Raw genomic sequence first — 17199 nt, forward strand, 5'->3', positions numbered from 1 at the left:
GTGGACGGGGTGTCTGACACCGGGGACGGCGCGGCCGTCTGGAAAGCGCCCAGACTGGCCAGATCACTCCCGTTCGCGAGATGAAGGAATTGCGTGGTCGGGAGTGAACCGTCGGCTGCACGGTCCCCCCGCGCCGTACTGTCGTCCAACGACACAAAATCGCTGGAGTCCACCGTTACAGGCATCGTCCAGGAATTGCCTTCGGTCGATCCGTACGCTTCCACTTTTCCGGTTCCGGCCGAAAGATTGTTGCGGAAGGTATGCTCCCCTGCCCAAAATCCATAGTTATATAGGCCGTTGTTGTACGCGGTATTGTTCTCGAGCGTCACTGGATCGGAGGACTCCGCGGAAAAACCGACCGAACGATTCCCCCACGCGACGTTATCGCTTACGGTATGGCCACCGGAGGTGCTGGTCGTACCCTGGCGAGCGCCGCCCAGCTTGAAGCCATATCCATCACCACCCGCGCTGCCATCATTGGCGTAGCCATTGTCAAAGGCCCAGTTGCCCTCGATGACATAGGACCCAGCATCCGTGTTGTTTTGCGCGTTGAAGAAATCGAAGCCATCGTCCGAGTTGGCCCACGCTTTATTGCCCCTCAGGACGTTGCCCGTGCCTGTGGTGGACCCGATGGCGAAGCCGTCCGCGTTGTCGCGATTCAGATCTTGGTTGTGGTGTGAGTCGTTATTGAGAAGCAGGTTGTTCGAGCCGGCACCGAAAAGCGAAATGCCCTTTCCCTCCCACTGGGAATTCCATCCGTTGTGATGGACGTCCAGCATCTCGATTATATTGTTATGCGATTCCCCTTGGATCGCGAGGCCACCTGCAGCGCCATTCTTGATCTCAAGGCCCTTGATGTGGTTCCAAGACACGCTGTTCATGTCGACCACGTTGCCGCCGCTCGTCAACGAGCCGTCCAGGATGGGTACCTCATCCTGGTAGTTTGTCACTGTGATCGGATTGCCACTCGTGCCGTCATTGGTGAGCTGCACTCCAGATGTGAGCTTATAGACACCTCCGCGCATATAGATCGTATCGCCGGGCTTTGCGATATCGTGCGCATGCTGAAGCGATGCGAACGGTGCTTCCAACAGACCAGTAGCATTGTTTGATCCATCGGGGGACACATAGTAAGACGCCATTCTGTCTCTCCTTATAAGTGTATTTAATCTCAGATTTCAACTGAGAGTTTAGTTGCATTTTCCCCAAAGACGCATTGTTATTGATTCGATTCTTTGAGAGTGCGAGGGCTGATTGGACGCCTAATGCGACAAGACTTTGTTCAGCCCCCGAAATTCCACAGAAAGTCGAAGAGGCGTGTCATCTCCATGGGAGGGCACCTCGAGCGGCTGCCAGGCACCAGCGGACAAGTCCGAATTCAGCAACGCGACGCAGATCGCGTGTCATTCCGGAGTTCTCGCAGCTTAGGAGGCTACATTTGCAACGGCCCGGTCGCGCGGGCGCCAGAGTCGCAGGCTCCGTACTCACCGCCTCTACGCGGCTCGTAAAGCCGGGCCAGGAAAGGTCAACCTGTTGAAAGCTCACACTTAGCCATAGGTCACTCGAAGACCCTGGCCTCGGGGCAGATGTGACGAAATGGACGAAGTCACAGGCGATGGCCATGCCGAATTGCTCGACGACGGCTCGATCGAGATCACCTTCGCCTATCACACGGCGACGAGACCATACTCAAAGCGACGCGGGATACTTCTTCAACAGCTGGCTTCTGTAATGGGCCTCGATAGGTCAATCCCTTTTTGCGTCGTCCAGTTGCAGGGGGTCGGTGCGCGACCGCCACCTGATGGAGTTTAAAGAGGATAAGGCCGACCAATCTAGTGACGCGTAATCGCGATGCCACGCAGGCTGTTGCGGTCTGACCTTATCCATCGTCCCGGCAACGGGACCTCGCTTCGGGAGGACCTGGTGTCGTGAACCCGCCCGAATACCGTTGTTCTCCCCTTGCCTACCGTGAGCTCGATGACGCGCTCGGATTGACGGACATGGTTGGCGACGAGCTCGTCGATCCGCGCACCGGCAAGAGCCGCCAGCACGAGATGACAGGATTGCTTCGCCAATCCGTCTTCGGTCGCCTGGGTGGCTACGAGGACGTGAACGACGCCGACCGCCTGGGACGTGACCCGGCGATGCGATGGATTGTCGGCGGCCACGCCGTTGCAAGAGCAGCGGCATCGAGTTCCTTGCCGGCGACCAGAACCTCGCCGTACTGGCTGATCTGTCAGGGCAATGGATTGACCGGGTGCACGCCCGGCATCCGCCAAGGCCATCGTGCTCGACATGGATTCCAGCGTCAGCCCGATCAGGAAGGTGCCGCCTACAATGAGCACTTTGCCTGCACCTGCTATCATCCGCTGTTCGTGTTCAACCAGTTCGGCGATCTGGAACGCAGCGAACTTCGTCCGGGCAACGTTCACAGCGCTGACGGCTGGCGCGGCGTTCTGGACCCCGTAGTTGAGCGTTACCGGGAACGGGACCTACGCCGCTATTTTCGAGGCGATGCCGCGTTCGCTGCACCGGACATCTATGAGTTTCTGGAGGCCGAGGGCTACAAGTATACGATCCGTCTCAAGGCCAACGTGATCCTTCAGCAAAGCATCGCCTATCTGCTGACGCGACCTGTCGGCCGCCCACCCAATCATGTGGTTCGCACCTATGCCAACTTCAGCTATCGGGCAGGATCATGGGACAGGAAGCGCCGCGTCGTCGCCAAGGTCGAATGGCACCAAGCCAGCCCTATCCGACCGTTGGCTTCATCGTCACCAACCTGAGCCGCCCGGCCAAACGCGTGGTCGCCTTCTACAATCATCGCGGCACGGCCGAGCAGCACATCAAGGAAGGCAAGAACGCGATTCAATGGACCCGGCTGTCATGCCGGAAATTCCAGAACAATGCCGTGCGGCTTCAGCTTCATGCGCTCGCCTTCATTCTCGATAACTTCATGCGCACGCTGGCTCTGCCGGAGTCGGTCAAGCAATGGTCGCTGACCAGCCTGGAGGAGAAGCTGATCAAGATCGGCGCCAGGATCGTCACGCACGGCCGCTACGTCACGTTCCAGTTGGCTGAGGTCGCGGTGCCGAGGGGCCTGTTTTCCGAAATCCTGCGCTGATCGCCGAACTGCGGCCGCCGCCCGATCCAGCGCCGGCGTGACGCGTCCGGTTGTCATGAGCTCCAGCAAGAACCACGGGAGAGGTGTGCATTTATCACGAGAATCGGCGCAATCACCAGCCTCGGAAGGCTCGCTCGGGCCGATGGGCGGCCAATCAAGGCGAAAAACCTCCCGCACCGCGCTCATATTGCCTGGGGCGGCCATGTGGGATAGTGTTCCGCCAGAAAATCAGGGGGTCATCCGGTAAATGTCGATTTAAATACAGCCCCTCCGTAAAACCCCGGGGTTGGAGCTAGTGCTAGAGGCAATTGAACCTAACTTGTACTTGGGCTAACGGGCTACCGAGTGGCCCGTATTGCGCAGAGCTAAAGCACTATCAGGGAGCGGACAATGGGACAAACTCATGAGAAGACTGAAGCCGTCTCCGAGTACCTTTCTAAGCTTGAGGTGCATGAGGAGTGGAAGAGGGCGTACCACACGAAGGCTAATGAGCGGTTCTACGAACTTGCTTTCGACTTTATCGCGGCGGAGTTGGTTGCATCGGGGAGCGGCGTACTCGATGTTGGTTGTGGTCCTGGGTTTCACGCAATAAGGCTTGCCAAGCGGGGGTTCAAGGTATTGGCATGCGATTTTTCGCCGCCTATCTTGGAGAGGGCTCGGCAAAACGTGCGAGCTTCAGGATTAGAGGGCAAAATAACAATAGTACGAGAAGACATAACCAACCTGAGTGTTGCCGAAGGCTCGCAAAACAACATCCTCTGCTGGGGGGTATTGATGCATATACCAGACTTGAAGGCTGCAGTGGCGGAGCTAAGCCGGGTCCTGAAACCGGGAGGCACACTGGTTGTCGCAGAGAACAACAGCGCCTCCATACAGTCACTTGCACTTCGGACGCTCAGGAAATTGCGGAAACGCACGCCTCCGCGGCGCGCGCCCGAGGGCTTCGAGTACTGGCAGGAGCGAACGTCTGGCACGTTGCTTACCAGAGAGGTCGATATCTCATGGCTGGTAAGCGAGTTTGCAGCGGCAAAGCTTGTACTCCGTCGGCGCATCGCAGGGCAGTTCACCGAAGCCTACGTAAAGGCACCTCGGGGGTTCGATGTGCCTATCCATCTCTTTAACGGACTATGGTTCCGCTATATTCGGAGCCCAGGCCCGGCGGGGGGTAATGTGCTGATTTTTGAGAAACCTAAGTCTACGACCTAAGCGGCAATGACACATCATGTAAGCAATCCCTAATAATCCAGACGCTATTCAATTCAAAGTATCAAGGCGTTCGCGGACAATCTCGCATCTGCGCTAATTCAACCGCTACTGGCTTCTTGTCAGCCGGCCAGGCCGCGCAACAAGCTTCAAGGGCCGCTTCGTGAGCAACCCGCCACCATCAGACACTGGATCAGGTTTGTCCAGCGACCTAGCCAAAATGGCTGAGGTGGTCTACTACGATGATCCGCCAGTCTGGATCTTGTGCTTGATCCACTGGCGCTCCATCCTTGCACGTTCCGTAGAGTCTATGACGTGCTCGCCACGCTGCTGCCGAACATAATCGAGGAACGTCGCTACCGGCACGAACCAGCCATTCTTCGAGGCAAGACGCTTTATGAGTTCCCTGAACCGCCGATTGAGATTTCCGTTCGTGTCCTGGAAACCCGCTGCGAAATGCGTATACATGATGCAGGCACCGCCCTCAGCTTCAAGGCGATCTTGGTTTGCTTCCGAAATGGTACGAACAAACGAATCGACTTTCGGCCCCTCAGATGATGAGAACCATTGTTTCACAAAGGGCCTCTCGGGATCGTAATATGGCATACGAGGATAGGTCTTCATCGTGTTAATATCCCCGGTAATGAAATTGCGTACATAATCTATACGATCGCGGCAGAGATCTCCCCAAAAGTAAGGACTTTCTTCGCAATGACCGTAGAAATGGAGTCTTTTCAGATGAAGAAGCTTATATGCTTGCCTCCTGATCCCGCTCAGCCGAGCATCTCCCCAATAGATGTTCTCGGCGGAGCTCGCGTGATTAGCCATGGTTCGAGGGTAGCTGCCAAACAACTCGCGGAAGCGTTCAAGGCTATGCGCGATATCGGGTCGCTCTGAGCTGTGGTAGGTTGCGCCGTGAAAGCCTATCTCAAATCCATCGCGGCGAAGTTCACGGATATACGCCAGATAAGCCGGATCCTCACAGGTAGCTCCGCCTATCTTGGAGTTTTGGGATCCGCGAATTGGCCAAACAGATTTCGTAGTATGAAGGCCATAGTCGCGCAGGCACTCATAAACCTTCTCAAAATTGCCAGGGACTGCAAGGTCAGTGTCGTCAAACACCGTGAACACGAAGGACTTGCCATCTGGCCAGCATAACTTTTCCATTCGAGCCTACCTTACGCCCTCGAACCCGTCGGCCACTACTTAATCATGGCATGAAACCCGTCTCGACGTGCGATCGAAGGATCGGCCCGTGATCTCAAATTAAAGATCCGGCGATTCCAACCACCGGGCGCGTAGTACAACATTCTCCCGGCATCTCGAAGCATAGATGTTACAATGCTCCCGGATGCTCTAAACTGCTGGTAAATTACTGTATCACCACCATATTTTTTCTTGTAAGCGCCGTCGCCGCCCCAGTAGTACCAATGCACGCCACGGCGCTTCCAATACTTCATCGCATACCAAAGCATGGCCTCATTCGGCCGCACGATCTGGTACTCACGAAGGCTGGCGTTTCCCCAAAAATAGGAAATATCGTTAAATCCAGCGAATATACCTGTGGCAATGCTCCGCCCATCTGAATCACGCGCGCGCAAGAGAAGTAAGTCTCCGGTCGGGTAGACGTGTCTGATAAGAGCCTCCACGCGATTCATGCCGTATGTTGGCCGCATATTCTGCTTATCGAAGACGTCTTCCAACTGAGTGAAGTACTCTGCTGCAAATCCATCCGGCGCGGCTTCCTCGATAACGACTCCGGACCTGGCAGCTTTCCTAATGCAGCTCCGGCATCCTCCTCCGTCCATACGGGCGAAAAGCTCGTCCTCTGTCATCAGAAGGTTCGATCGAAAAGTACGGACGAGCTGCGCCTTGACTCTGACGTCTCTGAAGTGCTCCCCGGTCAGATAAGGATCTGAAATTTCCAGATGGTGGCAGCCCAGTTCACAAAATGCGTAGCGGATGAGCGCGTCGACCGCATCGGCTCTGGACACGTCGTGCCGCAGATTGAATCCCATATACGGGGTCGTCCAGCCTGGGAATGGACTTCCTAGTATTTGAAAACCCATCCGCCGGACGATGACGCCTACAAAAAATCCAACTGTCACGCCGGCGTCTTCAATTCGGGCCACAACCGGATCCCCGGCCTGGGTCTCGCAAACGAAATCAATCCATGCCTTTCGCTGCGAAAAAGTTCGGTCGCTGAAAGAATCGAGGAGCGGCCAATCTACGCCGGTATAGACCTCCCTTATCAGTTTCATCCCGCCCATCCCGCATACCTCCAGTTACATGATACGATAGGTCTAAGGTCTTGAAAACTGAAATTTTTGGCGTCATGTGAAAAGAATAGGTGAAATTTGAACACCTCAAGCGCCATATTCTATTTGAGGCTTCTTACCGGCCACTTTCGCCTTACGGCGTCATAGAGGCCGAGAACAACAAGACATCGTCTCAGCGCTACCCGGAGCGGCTTGGGGAGAGCAGCCAAGGGCGGCAACAGACCCGCTTGCCGCTTTTTTGCCAATGAAACAGACCAGTCATACGACACGCGCTTTACCTCGATGGCTTGGCGTGCGGTATCCAGAACTAGATAGGTGGCGCGTGGATCTGAGGTTCGCGATTCCCCGACCGATCCCGGATTGACGAGGTAGTAGGCACCCTCCTTGAGGTTGATCTCGTCGCCGGGAAGTTGTCGTGGCATGGAGTCCTGCCATTCGAAGACGCCAAGGCGGTGTGTGTGTCCGAAGGCACAGATCCGGATGCCAGCGGGGTGATCCATCAGTGCCTCGAAGCTTTGTCGGCGCCGTTCGTCATTGTCCAATCGAACGGTTTCACAATTTTTCTCCGGGTGCAGCGCACCATGAACCGCAATCAACTCATCGCTAATCTCGGCCTTGAGAGGCAGTCCGGCAAGAAATGATACCGCTTCCGAGCCGAGTCGCCGGCGTGTCCAAAGGATCGCGCGAGCGCCGACAAAACCGAAATCGTCGGTGGTGATCTGTCCGCAGACCGCCCTGTCGTGATTTCCAGCAATGCAAGCAACTCCGCATTTTTGTAGCAGGGCTATGCACTCTGCCGGGTCTGTATTGTAGCCGACGATATCGCCAAGGCATATGATACGGTCCGCCCCTTGCGTAGAGATGTCGTCGAGCGTCGCCTGGAGTGCCTCGAGATTGGAGTGAACATCAGAGATGATCGCCAACCTCATGCTGCCCTCCGTGTCGCGGATTGCACAAGATGAGAAAGTCGTTTGCTAGCGCTCGAGATGCCCCGATGCCACACAACTTGCAGCAGGACCGGATCATCCCAGTTGATATGCGAAATCGTCTCGCAGCGGATCACCCAAGGCAACCACGACCGCAGAGATACCCCGACGGAGCGGGCAGCAATAAAATCGCTGGGGAGAGTGCACCATCGGACACCCGGATGGGCTTTCGCAGGAAGCGGGCGGGGTTGGCCAGTTAGATCCGCATAGACCAGCGCTGGTATGTTGACACCTGCGCGTGCACCCAGGACATGCCAAAGATTGAAGCGCGGGTTGACTTCCAGAAGGTGAAGCGCACCGTCTGGATCCCGTTTAAAATCGAACTTGGCGACGCCGCGTAGATCCAGCTTCTGAACCAGGGTGCGGCCCAGCGACGCGACATCGGCCGCATCCGTAGTCTCCAAGGCCGTGCTGTGACCACATGACTGCGGATAAGTTCGTATTTTCCGCCCCGTAAATTCGCCGGCAATTTCGCCCCGATGATCAACATAGACATGATAGCTTTCGATGCGGCTTTCGGGCCCCGGTATCATCTCCTGGACGAGAAGGTCCATCTCGTTGTTGGCCAGACGGGGCCACAGCTCTCGTAGCGCTTTCTCTGTGGCGACCTCGATTGCCTTGGCACTGCCTATCTTGTCCCAAGGTGATCGGCGCCTGAGCGGCTTGATGACGACCGGAAAGCGCAGATCAAGGGAAACGGGCGCCGAGCCTGGACATGGGCGAATCCTTCGCGATGCCGGAACGGGAAGGCTCAGGCGTTCGGCCAAGATTTGGAACCGGGCCTTGTCGACGAGCTCTTCCACCAGCGGCACTTCGGGCAGGATGAAACGGAAGGCCTGCCCCAGTCGCTCGCGGTATCGCGACACGAACAGCAGATGGGAATCCTCTTCGAAGAAAAGGACGGGGGGCTCCTGCTGTGCAGTGCCGAAGCGCAGCAACATATCCGCCAGCCCGTCGAGGTTCTTTGAGAAGCCTTCCCAGGGGAGAACCACCCGGACGAACCGCGAATAGGTGGTCGGGTCGCCGGCCGGCGCGACAACCGCGCAAGAAACGCCGGCAAGTCCGAGGGGCCGGACCAAGTTCATATCGCCCATGACACAAGCCATGGGGCTGACGACCGACTTGCGATTCACAGGAGCTCCTCCTGTCCACCGCGGAGGGCGAGCGCGATGCATTCAAATCTTATTTGAGCAGCGCCGAGGCGGCCAAGGTAGCCAGGCCTCAATATCGTGCGAAAAGGCCGATCTTTACAGGTACAGGTGCACATCATGGCGCTCCAGCTCAATATCGGGCCGTTCAGGGAACGTGAAAGTCCACTCATGAGTTGCCAGTCCTACTTGCCACTTCCATCGTTCAGGCTGCCATCACGACGGTCGTCGTCGGTTACGTGGCGGCCGGGCACAAAATGATTCCTCCAAACGGAAAAACCACCGGCACTACCCGGTCGGCCGCGAACACCAGACAAACGCTCCGAAAGGAACGCCGCCGGCGGCTTGAAACTCCGGTCGGGCTACGCCCCCCTGCCCGTCTCAAGCCGCCGGCATTCTCATCCTGATTGACGCTGCGCTCCTCACTTGATTGCTGCCCGCAGCGGTATGACTGTCGCTTCGATAGTGTAATTGAGTGCTTCTCGTATGTGCGATGCGTCGGACGTCCCCGCTGCCGTCGCTGCGCAGCGCGATCACTTCCTGTGCATATGTCGCCCGACGATCCGGATGAGCCGACGTCCCATCCGGGTCGTCGGGCGCAGATAGTCGGGCAAATCCATCATTCACCGGCGCGGCAAATTGTGTCTGCTCGCTGCTTTGCCGGCTTCCGCCCGCGGGAAAATCCAACGATTTAGCAACAGCAATTAACGGCTGAGCCGATGCACGCTGGTACAAGGTCATGTCATATAACCCACTTCGCGACGTACGCGGCCTTCGCTGAGGCGTGCCTGCCACCATCCGATGGTTCGCTGCAATCCTTCGCGCAGGCTGGCCTGCGCCCGCCATCCTGTCTTGGTCTCGAGTTGCGAAGAATCGGCCAGCAACGCACGAACCTCGGAGTTCTGCGGCCGCAAACGGCGTTCGTCGCGGTGGACCGGTTTTTTGGATCCGCTCAACTCGAGCACCAGATCCAATACGTCCGAAACCGTCACAGCGCACTGGCTTCCGGCATTGTAGGCATGGCCGTATTCGAGCTCGGCCGAACCTGCGGTCATGAATGCCGCCGCAGTGTCTTCCACAAAAGTAAGGTCGCGGATCGGGCTTGTGTCCCCGACCATGATCGCCGGGCAATTTTTGTCGAGAGCTTGCCGTATGATGGTCGGCACGATGGCCCGCTCACTCTGGCGTGGGCCATAGGTATTGAACGGCCGCAAAATCACGACGGGGACGTCGAACGACCTGGCATAGGACTGTGCCATCATGTCCGCGCCGATCTTGGATGCCGAATATGGTGACTGGCCCTGTAGCGGATGGGATTCGCGGATAGGCATGATCTGTGCGGTGCCATAGACCTCGCTGGTCGAGGTGTGCACCACACGCTCCGTCTCCCATTGGCGCGCCGCTTCGAGGACGTTCACTGTACCGAGGATGTTGGTCTCTACATAGGACTGGGCGGCCGCGTATGAATGTGGAATCGCGATGAGTGCGGCGAGATGAAACACAACGGCCTGGCCACGCATGATCCGGCTCAGGAACGCGCTGTCGCGAACGTCGCCGCGGACGAGGTTCAGCTGGCTTCGAACGGTGTCCGGCAAATCATCCAGCCAACCAAGGCTGTCGAAGGAATTGTAGAGGGCCAGCGCCGTGACATCCGCCCCACTACGGACGAGCGCTTCGGTGAGATGCGACCCGATGAACCCATCAGCACCAGTGACCAGAACTTTCCTACCCCTGTAGTTCATGACTAAGCGTTTCCCCTATGACGTGAAGCGCCTTGCAAATCCAACAGAGCGCGGCCGTGCCAAGCTGCTCTCACATGCCGATCGGCGGCGAGCCCGGGTCGATTGGCGGCGGCGAAACCAGGCCGACGACCGCCAGAAAGCTTCGCATCATCCACATGATGTCAGCGCCGATCGTCCGCTGCGGATAGTAGGAAAGGTCGATCCTGGCCTTGGCAGGAAACAGAACCTCGCGGTAGAACAGTAGCGGATCGGCGGATCGCGGATAGAAGTTGGCCTCATGCCGGAAGAGAACCTGGGCCGGACCCAACAAGCCCGGCTTGTATCGCAGAACGGCCTCAAAGCCACCGCGGAAACAATCGGCGAAGACAAGGCTCTCCGGTCGCGGCCCGACAATTGCCATCTCGCCTCTGAAGACATTCCAGAGCTGCGGGAGCTCATCGAACTTGGTCAGGGCGAGAAACCGACCTATTGTCGTCAGGCGGCAGTCGCCGGCCATGGTCAGCGCCAAGCCATCGGGATCGCATCGCACGGCGAATTTGCGGAACTTGTACATGCGGAACGGCCGCCCACCGGCACCCACACGGGTCTGCGTAAAGAAAATAGGCCGGCCGCCATCCAGTAAGAGCGCCAGAGCGATCACCAGCATCAGCGGAGCGAAGACTATGGCGGCGGCTGTAGCGATCACGAGATCAATTGCTCGTCTCGCAAACCCATGGGTGGCGCTTGAGACAACAGATCCATGAATGGATAAATCCAAAGCATTCATGCTGCTGTTCCTGCCTGGGCGCAACTGTTGACCGCAGCGCCAAGAGCGGCCGCCACTGATTCGACCATCGGCGCGGTGATCTGGGGATGCAGTGGCACCGTGAGCTCACGTTGGGCAAAGTCCTCCGTTCGCGGCAAATGAGTGCCGGGAAAAAGCTCGCGATAGAGCGTCATCTGGTGCACCGGCGGATAATGGATGGTGGTTTGTATTCCTTGCCTGCGCAATTCATCGATTACGTGTTGCCTGTCAGTGTAACGTGGCAGAAGGACAGGCAAGATATGATAGGCGGACGTCCGCGGCGCGTGGAACGGGACTGTGACGGCCGGGCAATGTTTTGCGATCAGACGTCGATATAGCATGACCAGAATACGCCTGATCTCGTTCCACTCCTGCAAATTCTGCAGCTGAACCAGTCCAATTGCAGCGCGCATTTCATCCATGCGATAGTTGAACCCCAGCATGGTGACATCATACTGCGGCGTGCGACTGTTCAGCCTCTGATGTGTCCCAGTGGTCATGCCGTGCCCACGGGCCTGGCGGATTGTCTCAAGCAGCTTGGGATCTCGGGCAATCACGGCTCCACCTTCCGCCGTAGTCATGTTCTTGTTGCCATAGAAGCTGAAGGCGGCCGCGGCACCAAATGTACCCACCTCCTTCAGGCCGGGCGCATGCGCTGCATCTTCGATGATCTGCAGCCCTCGGGCACGGGCGAACTTCTGCCATTCATCGCGATTGGCGAGATAGCCGGCGAAATGGACGAGAATGACTGCCTTGGTGCGCGCGGTGCACCGTGCTTCAGCTTCCACGATCGACATCAACGGCACGTCGGCCGACTCGATGTCGACAAAGACCGGAGTGGCACCGACGTAAAGAACCGCGTTTGTGGTCGCCACGAAGGTCATCGACGGGACCAGCACTTCGTCGCCTGGTCCGATACCGAGTGCATGTAGAATGAGATGAAGCGCTGCAGTGCAAGAATTGACCGCGACGCAGTCCTGCGCCCCATGCATGTTGGCAAAAGCCTCTTCAAAGGCCCTCACCTGCTCTCCCATGGTCAGCCAGCCGCTATCGATGACCTTGGACAAAGCTGCCTTCTCGGGCACACCCAAAATAGGGGCACTGACCAAGAGCATCACAACCTCCTAGACTGTTGGACTACGGGACCGGCCTCGTGATCTCGTCATGCGGCCGTAGCAGTGACCTCGATCGAGGCCGACTGGTCTTCCCAGGAAATGGCTTGCGCGTTCTGGAAATCGTCGACACGCCCGATATCGAGCCAGAGACCATCATGCTTGTACACGTGGACGGTTGTACCGTTCTGCATCATCTGCAGCATCAGGTCGTCGAACCCGAAGGGTATGCCCGATGGAATAAACTGCAGAACGTCTGGATTCATGCAGTAGATTCCCATGCTGACCAGGTGCGAAAGCGTCGGTTTCTCGCGAAAGACCTGCACGGTATTGTCGACTTCGTCTATCACGCCGAAGTCCATCTTGATCAGGCGGCAGACTGTGGCGATCGTCATCGGATCGGTGTGCTTGCGGTGCGCTGCCACAAATCGACTGAGGCTTAGATCGGTAAGGACATCGCCGTTGAGAACAATGAATGGTTCTGTCAGCTCATCTCTGATCAAGGAGAGTGGTCCGATCGTGCCGAGCGGCTCCATCTCTTGCGTGTATCGAATTTTCAGGTTCCACTGCGAGCCATCTCCGCACACGGTGCGGATCAAATGGCCGAGATACCCGGTTGTGATGTAGACCTCTTGGATGCCATTGCGTCGCAGCCATTTCAGAAGCATCTCAAGAACCGGTCGGGCACCGATCGGCATAAGCGGTTTCGGCAAGACCAATGTGAAGGGGCGAAGGCGTGTCCCCATTCCACCACATTGAATCACTGCTTTCATCTGGTCCTCCCATGTTCACTCGAACTGAACGCCCGTCGCTACGGCGCAGCATCCGAGCCCTGATCCGGACATTGCAGTTGGATGGTATGTGGCCGTCGAGGGGATGTCGTCGTACATTCGAATGGTAGCGATTCAGACATTCTGGTATTCAATAGCCGTGCTGATCGACAACGCTCGCGCCTGTCGCAGAGGCAGGCTCGGAGAGCTTCGGTGTTCAATTCTTGGCCGATCCGCCATAAGCCCGACAAAGACCCGAATGAGTGCTTACGAATGAGCCAGGTATCCATCAATTGTCGGAACGACCTACGACAACCCGGCGAACGCGAGGCTCGATCTGTGGGACACGGGTCGCGGAGGTTGAGAACGGATAATTCGACAGGTCAGCGGGTTCCGTTCGCAGGGTTAAAAATAAGAGGAGCGTTTCTCATTATTTAGGATTATATTAGCATTCTGACGCTTGCCGGTGTTGGGGCATCGTGGGTGTTGACTGGATGTTCGACGAGTGGTCGGCCACGACTTTCAGGCCGTCACCGTTCAATCATTCCAGGATTGGTTGGGGTAGTTCAATGTATCGAATCGTCATCGCCGACGATCACGGCTTGTATCGTCGTGGCTTGCGGTTGGCACTGACCGCAGGCATTCCAGGTGTAGAGATATTTGAGGCGTCGTGTTTCGATGCCGTGCTCAGTCTGCTGGCGGAACAGGCGTCCGTTGATCTTGCGATCCTGGATCTGAACATGCCGGGATTGTTCAATCAGGAAGTGCTCAGCGGCATTCTGTCAGCTTATCCGGATACACGGTTTGCAATCGTTTCCGGGAACGATTCACGCTCGGAGATACTCACGGCCCTGTCGATCGGACTTCACGGCTATATCGTAAAGTCGCAAAGAGACGAGGAGGTCGTTATGGCCGTCAACGAAATCCTCTCGGGCCGCATCTACGTCCCTGCACTTCTGTCGCGCCCTGGCGCTGCGCAAACAACTCACGCACCTGCTCCCTCCGAGCATGCCCTACACCGACGTGCCACCTCTGGCAATCTTGGCAGGCTGACCTCGAGGCAGAAGGAGGTCCTCAAGCTGATGGCGGAAGGGTATTCGAACAAGGAAATTGCGCGCGATCTGGAGATCGCCGAAGCGACGACGAAAATCCATGCCGCTGCAGTTCTGCGCGAGCTTGGGGTGCGGAATCGGACAGAGGCTGCCGTTATGCTGAAGACCTGGTTAACCAGGGATGTTAGTTAGTTAGAGCGCCACGTTCTTTTGATACGCAAGGGGCGCTGTTAAACGCTTCCGATCTTGGCCCGCTGGCGTCAAGGGCCGATTTCCTTGCGCGACAGCCGCAGCGAATATCGCAGCCCGTGATCCGTCATTTCCAGCTTGGGAGAGTGACCGACAAGCGGCGCCCCATCCACTCCGATTATCATTGAACCGAAACCATGGCGGACAACTTTTGAAGGCCGCCGCCGCCCCGATTCCACCCAATCGAACACGATGTCACTGCCCGCATCCTCCGATGCGAACGTCCAATTTACCTCGACCCGGCCTTTTGAATCGCCAAGCGCTCCATGTTTCAAGGAATTGGTCGCAAGCTCGTGAACAATCATCGCAAAGCTCTCGGCGGCGCCTCCCGACATCGTAACCGATGGACCGCTGACTGATATGTCGCGCGTCCCCATATACGGTTGCAACTCCTGAACAACGAGATCGTGGAGCATCCCCGACCCGCTGCTGTTGCCCGAAAGGAGCAGATGCGTTGCCTCGAGCGAACGAATCCTGTCGATGAGCGTCTCCTTGTACCTGGCGACATTGTTCTCGGGAACATTGACCATGTTCACCAGTGCCGTGATCACCGGGAATAGGTTGATGAACCTGTGGCGTTGCTCGAGCATAATGCGCTCCCGCTTCTTTGCCGCAGCACGCAGCAGCGTGGTTTGCCGTCGCTCGGTCAGGTCGGCTGCCACGCCGAGCCGCTGTAGACGATCATCGTATTTCTCTTCCCTTCCGCGCAGAGCAACCCAGCGGATATGTCCATCCGGTCGTCGAACGCGAATCTCGACGTCGTAGTTCGTGACCGGTGCGAGCTTTCTCGACACAGCCAGCTTTGGCCAGTCCGCCGGATGAACGACGGCTGACAGTTCCTCCAACCGGCGGCTACCGGCCGGGGGCAGTCCGAGAATGTCCCAGAACGTGCCCGAGCCGGTGACGATGCCGTCTTTAAGGTCGATCCGCCACGTGGCCAGGCGTCCAGCCGACAAAGCGAGATCCAGCCACTCCTTCTGAGCCCGAAGCGCTTCGTGCACGGCTCGTCGTTCCGAGATATCGTCGACCACCACGAAAATGGTCTCTGAGAGAACCCCGTCGGGCACGGACAAAGACAGCGTTAGCCGCGACCAGAATGCCGTGCCGTTCTTTCTTAAAAGACGCACCTCCGAAGCGAACGAAGCAGAGTCTTTGCCCAGGCGAGCAAGCAATTGCGCCAAGGCATCACGGTCGTCCGGATGGACGAGTGTCTCCAGTTGCAATTGGGCAAGCTCGTCCTCATCGTAGCCTGTCATCTCGCTGAGGCGTCTGTTGGATTGCAGCAGCTCACCTTTCTCGTTGGTGTTTGCGAACCCCATGGCGGCGCGTTCGAAAGCCCAACGATAGCGGCTTTCGGTTGCTTCGACGGCAGCGAGTCTGGCTTCGGCTACCTCCAGAAGCTCACGGACGTCCTGCCGCAGCCGATGGAATGTCATGGCAATCACGCCACCGGAAATCAGAAGCAGAATGGCGCGCGCCCAGTCTTCGCCGGAGATCTGACCATGCAGGGTGCTTCGTGTCCATAAGCCGGCAGCCACCATCAGGACCGTCGCCGCAAGCGCAGGCCCACGGTCTTCAAGGTAGGAAATGATAATAATAGCTGGAATAAACTCCAGGAAACTCGACCCTTCTCCGATATATACTGACGCTTTTGTTTCAAATATCAGTGTAGCAGCCAGTACCGATGCGGAGGCAATGTGAGTTAGCAGTCTGCCTGATGGGTTCAAATCCGACCTGCGCGACGGCGAGTTCATAGGCATAGACTACAACCTTTCGACTAGGCCGTCGAGACTAGAGCAAAAAACGTACAACCTAGTACGACTGCGGGATTGCCATACCACTATCACAGCGCGCATTTTATTAGGCGGGGAGAGCGAAGAATTAGTCAGAACTCATCAGAATATAACGAGTCTCAAAATAGTAGGGAGCGCTTTTTTTGCGAGCCCTATGCAAGAAGACTATTCGCAAATCCCGAACAAATTTTACGGGTTGATGGGACCTTTGGGGAGGTTGAAAAATGACTATGATCGATAGATACAGTGATGCTGTTGCGGCCAGCCGGTACATCACGACAGGAGCCAAGTATAACCCTGACGCGCAGGTGACGCGGCCCTCATATGCTTATCCTTCAGCTCGTGCATCGGATCGGCCCGAGACAGGGGGCGACGAACCAAAGAGACGCAGCCTGGAATCCGTCACCGGCATGCTTGATCGCCTCGGCTGTGGTTATCTCGTACTGAACCGCGACAGAAAAGTAATCGAATGGAACGCAGCCGCTCTAACCACGCTGGAGCGCCCCACGCTGGAACACAAAGGTGAAGCGGCTGATACAGCCAGTGAGCTTTCGGCAGCCCTAAGACGGCTGGTCGCAAATGTTCCGGCGCCTTTCCTGCCGGGCTCCCTTTCTTGGGTGGTGATCCGCAGCACAGGTGACAGGCCGGTGGTACTGAAAGAGAACGGTCTTATCGCCCCCGACGGAACGAGCATCGTGGCATTGCTTGGCCGTGTGAACAGGTCGGGGCCAAATCCCCAGACACTGCAAAGGATGTTTGGTTTGACGAGCGCGGAAACGCACCTGGCTCTGCGTTTGGCTCAGGGCGATGCGCCTTTGGAGATCGCCCGCAGTTGGCGGCTCAGCCGCACCACGATCCGCTCCCAGCTTGCCTCGCTGTTCGCCAAGACCGAAACGAGACGTCAGGCTGAATTGGTGGCTCTTCTGGGGCGCATTTCGGTCTTGCCATAATTTGGGG

The 17199-nt window shown here is 57.1% G+C and carries 13 protein-coding genes and 1 pseudogene; 4 read left to right on the top strand and 10 right to left on the bottom strand.

The window, feature by feature from the left end:
• Positions 1–1142, bottom strand: a 1142-nt coding sequence (locus tag NMG80_RS22080) for a right-handed parallel beta-helix repeat-containing protein (protein WP_254020076.1), incomplete at its 3' end; no start/stop codon positions are given.
• Positions 1143–1958: 816 nt separating this feature from the next.
• Here NMG80_RS22080 and NMG80_RS22085 point away from each other — a divergent pair.
• Both NMG80_RS22085 and NMG80_RS22090 read left to right on the top strand, forming a co-directional pair.
• A pseudogene (locus tag NMG80_RS22085) lies at positions 1959–3165 on the top strand (IS1380 family transposase); the annotation flags it as partial.
• Between the two features lie 349 nt (positions 3166–3514).
• Entirely contained in the window at positions 3515–4330 is an 816-nt protein-coding gene (locus NMG80_RS22090) for a class I SAM-dependent methyltransferase (protein ID WP_254020077.1), read from the top strand.
• A gap of 234 nt (positions 4331–4564) precedes the next feature.
• Here NMG80_RS22090 and NMG80_RS22095 read toward each other — a convergent pair whose 3' ends face one another.
• The 8 genes from NMG80_RS22095 to NMG80_RS22130 all read right to left on the bottom strand — a co-directional run bounded on the left by NMG80_RS22095 (position 4565) and on the right by NMG80_RS22130 (position 13151).
• Complete coding sequence (locus NMG80_RS22095; RefSeq protein WP_254020078.1) at positions 4565–5494, bottom strand: polysaccharide deacetylase family protein; 930 nt, start codon at positions 5492–5494, stop codon at positions 4565–4567.
• A gap of 35 nt (positions 5495–5529) precedes the next feature.
• The gene (locus NMG80_RS22100; protein ID WP_254020079.1) at positions 5530–6597 is read right to left on the bottom strand and encodes a GNAT family N-acetyltransferase; all 1068 of its coding nucleotides are present in this window, start codon (positions 6595–6597) and stop codon (positions 5530–5532) included.
• A gap of 110 nt (positions 6598–6707) precedes the next feature.
• The gene (locus NMG80_RS22105) at positions 6708–7535 is read right to left on the bottom strand and encodes a metallophosphoesterase family protein (RefSeq protein WP_254020080.1); all 828 of its coding nucleotides are present in this window, start codon (positions 7533–7535) and stop codon (positions 6708–6710) included.
• Positions 7532–8725: a carboxylate--amine ligase gene (locus NMG80_RS22110; protein ID WP_254020081.1), complete on the bottom strand. Its 1194-nt coding sequence runs from the start codon at positions 8723–8725 to the stop codon at positions 7532–7534. Before NMG80_RS22110 ends, NMG80_RS22105 begins: the two co-directional genes overlap by 4 nt.
• Positions 8726–9477: 752 nt before the next feature.
• On the bottom strand, positions 9478–10482 hold the full coding sequence (locus tag NMG80_RS22115; protein WP_254020082.1) for an SDR family NAD(P)-dependent oxidoreductase: 1005 nt from the start codon (positions 10480–10482) through the stop codon (positions 9478–9480).
• Between the two features lie 70 nt (positions 10483–10552).
• Positions 10553–11248, bottom strand: a complete 696-nt coding sequence (locus NMG80_RS22120; RefSeq protein ID WP_301943380.1) for a sugar transferase — start codon at positions 11246–11248, stop codon at positions 10553–10555.
• Entirely contained in the window at positions 11245–12381 is a 1137-nt protein-coding gene (locus NMG80_RS22125; RefSeq protein WP_254020084.1) for a DegT/DnrJ/EryC1/StrS family aminotransferase, read from the bottom strand. The genes NMG80_RS22120 and NMG80_RS22125 overlap by 4 nt, the downstream gene beginning before the upstream one ends.
• A 47-nt stretch (positions 12382–12428) precedes the next feature.
• Positions 12429–13151, bottom strand: a complete 723-nt coding sequence (locus NMG80_RS22130) for a nucleotidyltransferase family protein (RefSeq protein ID WP_254020085.1) — start codon at positions 13149–13151, stop codon at positions 12429–12431.
• Between the two features lie 566 nt (positions 13152–13717).
• Between NMG80_RS22130 and NMG80_RS22135 the strand changes: the two genes are divergently transcribed.
• A complete protein-coding gene (locus NMG80_RS22135) occupies positions 13718–14392 on the top strand; it encodes a LuxR C-terminal-related transcriptional regulator (protein WP_367185992.1) in 675 nt (224 codons plus the stop codon).
• A gap of 68 nt (positions 14393–14460) precedes the next feature.
• Here NMG80_RS22135 and NMG80_RS22140 read toward each other — a convergent pair whose 3' ends face one another.
• Positions 14461–16176 carry a PAS domain S-box protein gene (locus NMG80_RS22140; protein ID WP_436798652.1) on the bottom strand — a complete coding sequence of 572 codons (1716 nt, stop codon included), beginning with the start codon at positions 16174–16176 and terminating at the stop codon, positions 14461–14463.
• Positions 16177–16466: 290 nt separating this feature from the next.
• Here NMG80_RS22140 and NMG80_RS22145 point away from each other — a divergent pair, with 290 nt between their 5' ends.
• On the top strand, positions 16467–17192 hold the full coding sequence (locus NMG80_RS22145) for a helix-turn-helix transcriptional regulator (RefSeq protein WP_254020088.1): 726 nt from the start codon (positions 16467–16469) through the stop codon (positions 17190–17192).
• The last annotated feature ends 7 nt before the right edge of the window (positions 17193–17199 follow it).

It is taken from the genome of Mesorhizobium escarrei, assembly GCF_935825525.1.
Lineage (GTDB): Bacteria > Pseudomonadota > Alphaproteobacteria > Rhizobiales > Rhizobiaceae > Mesorhizobium > Mesorhizobium escarrei.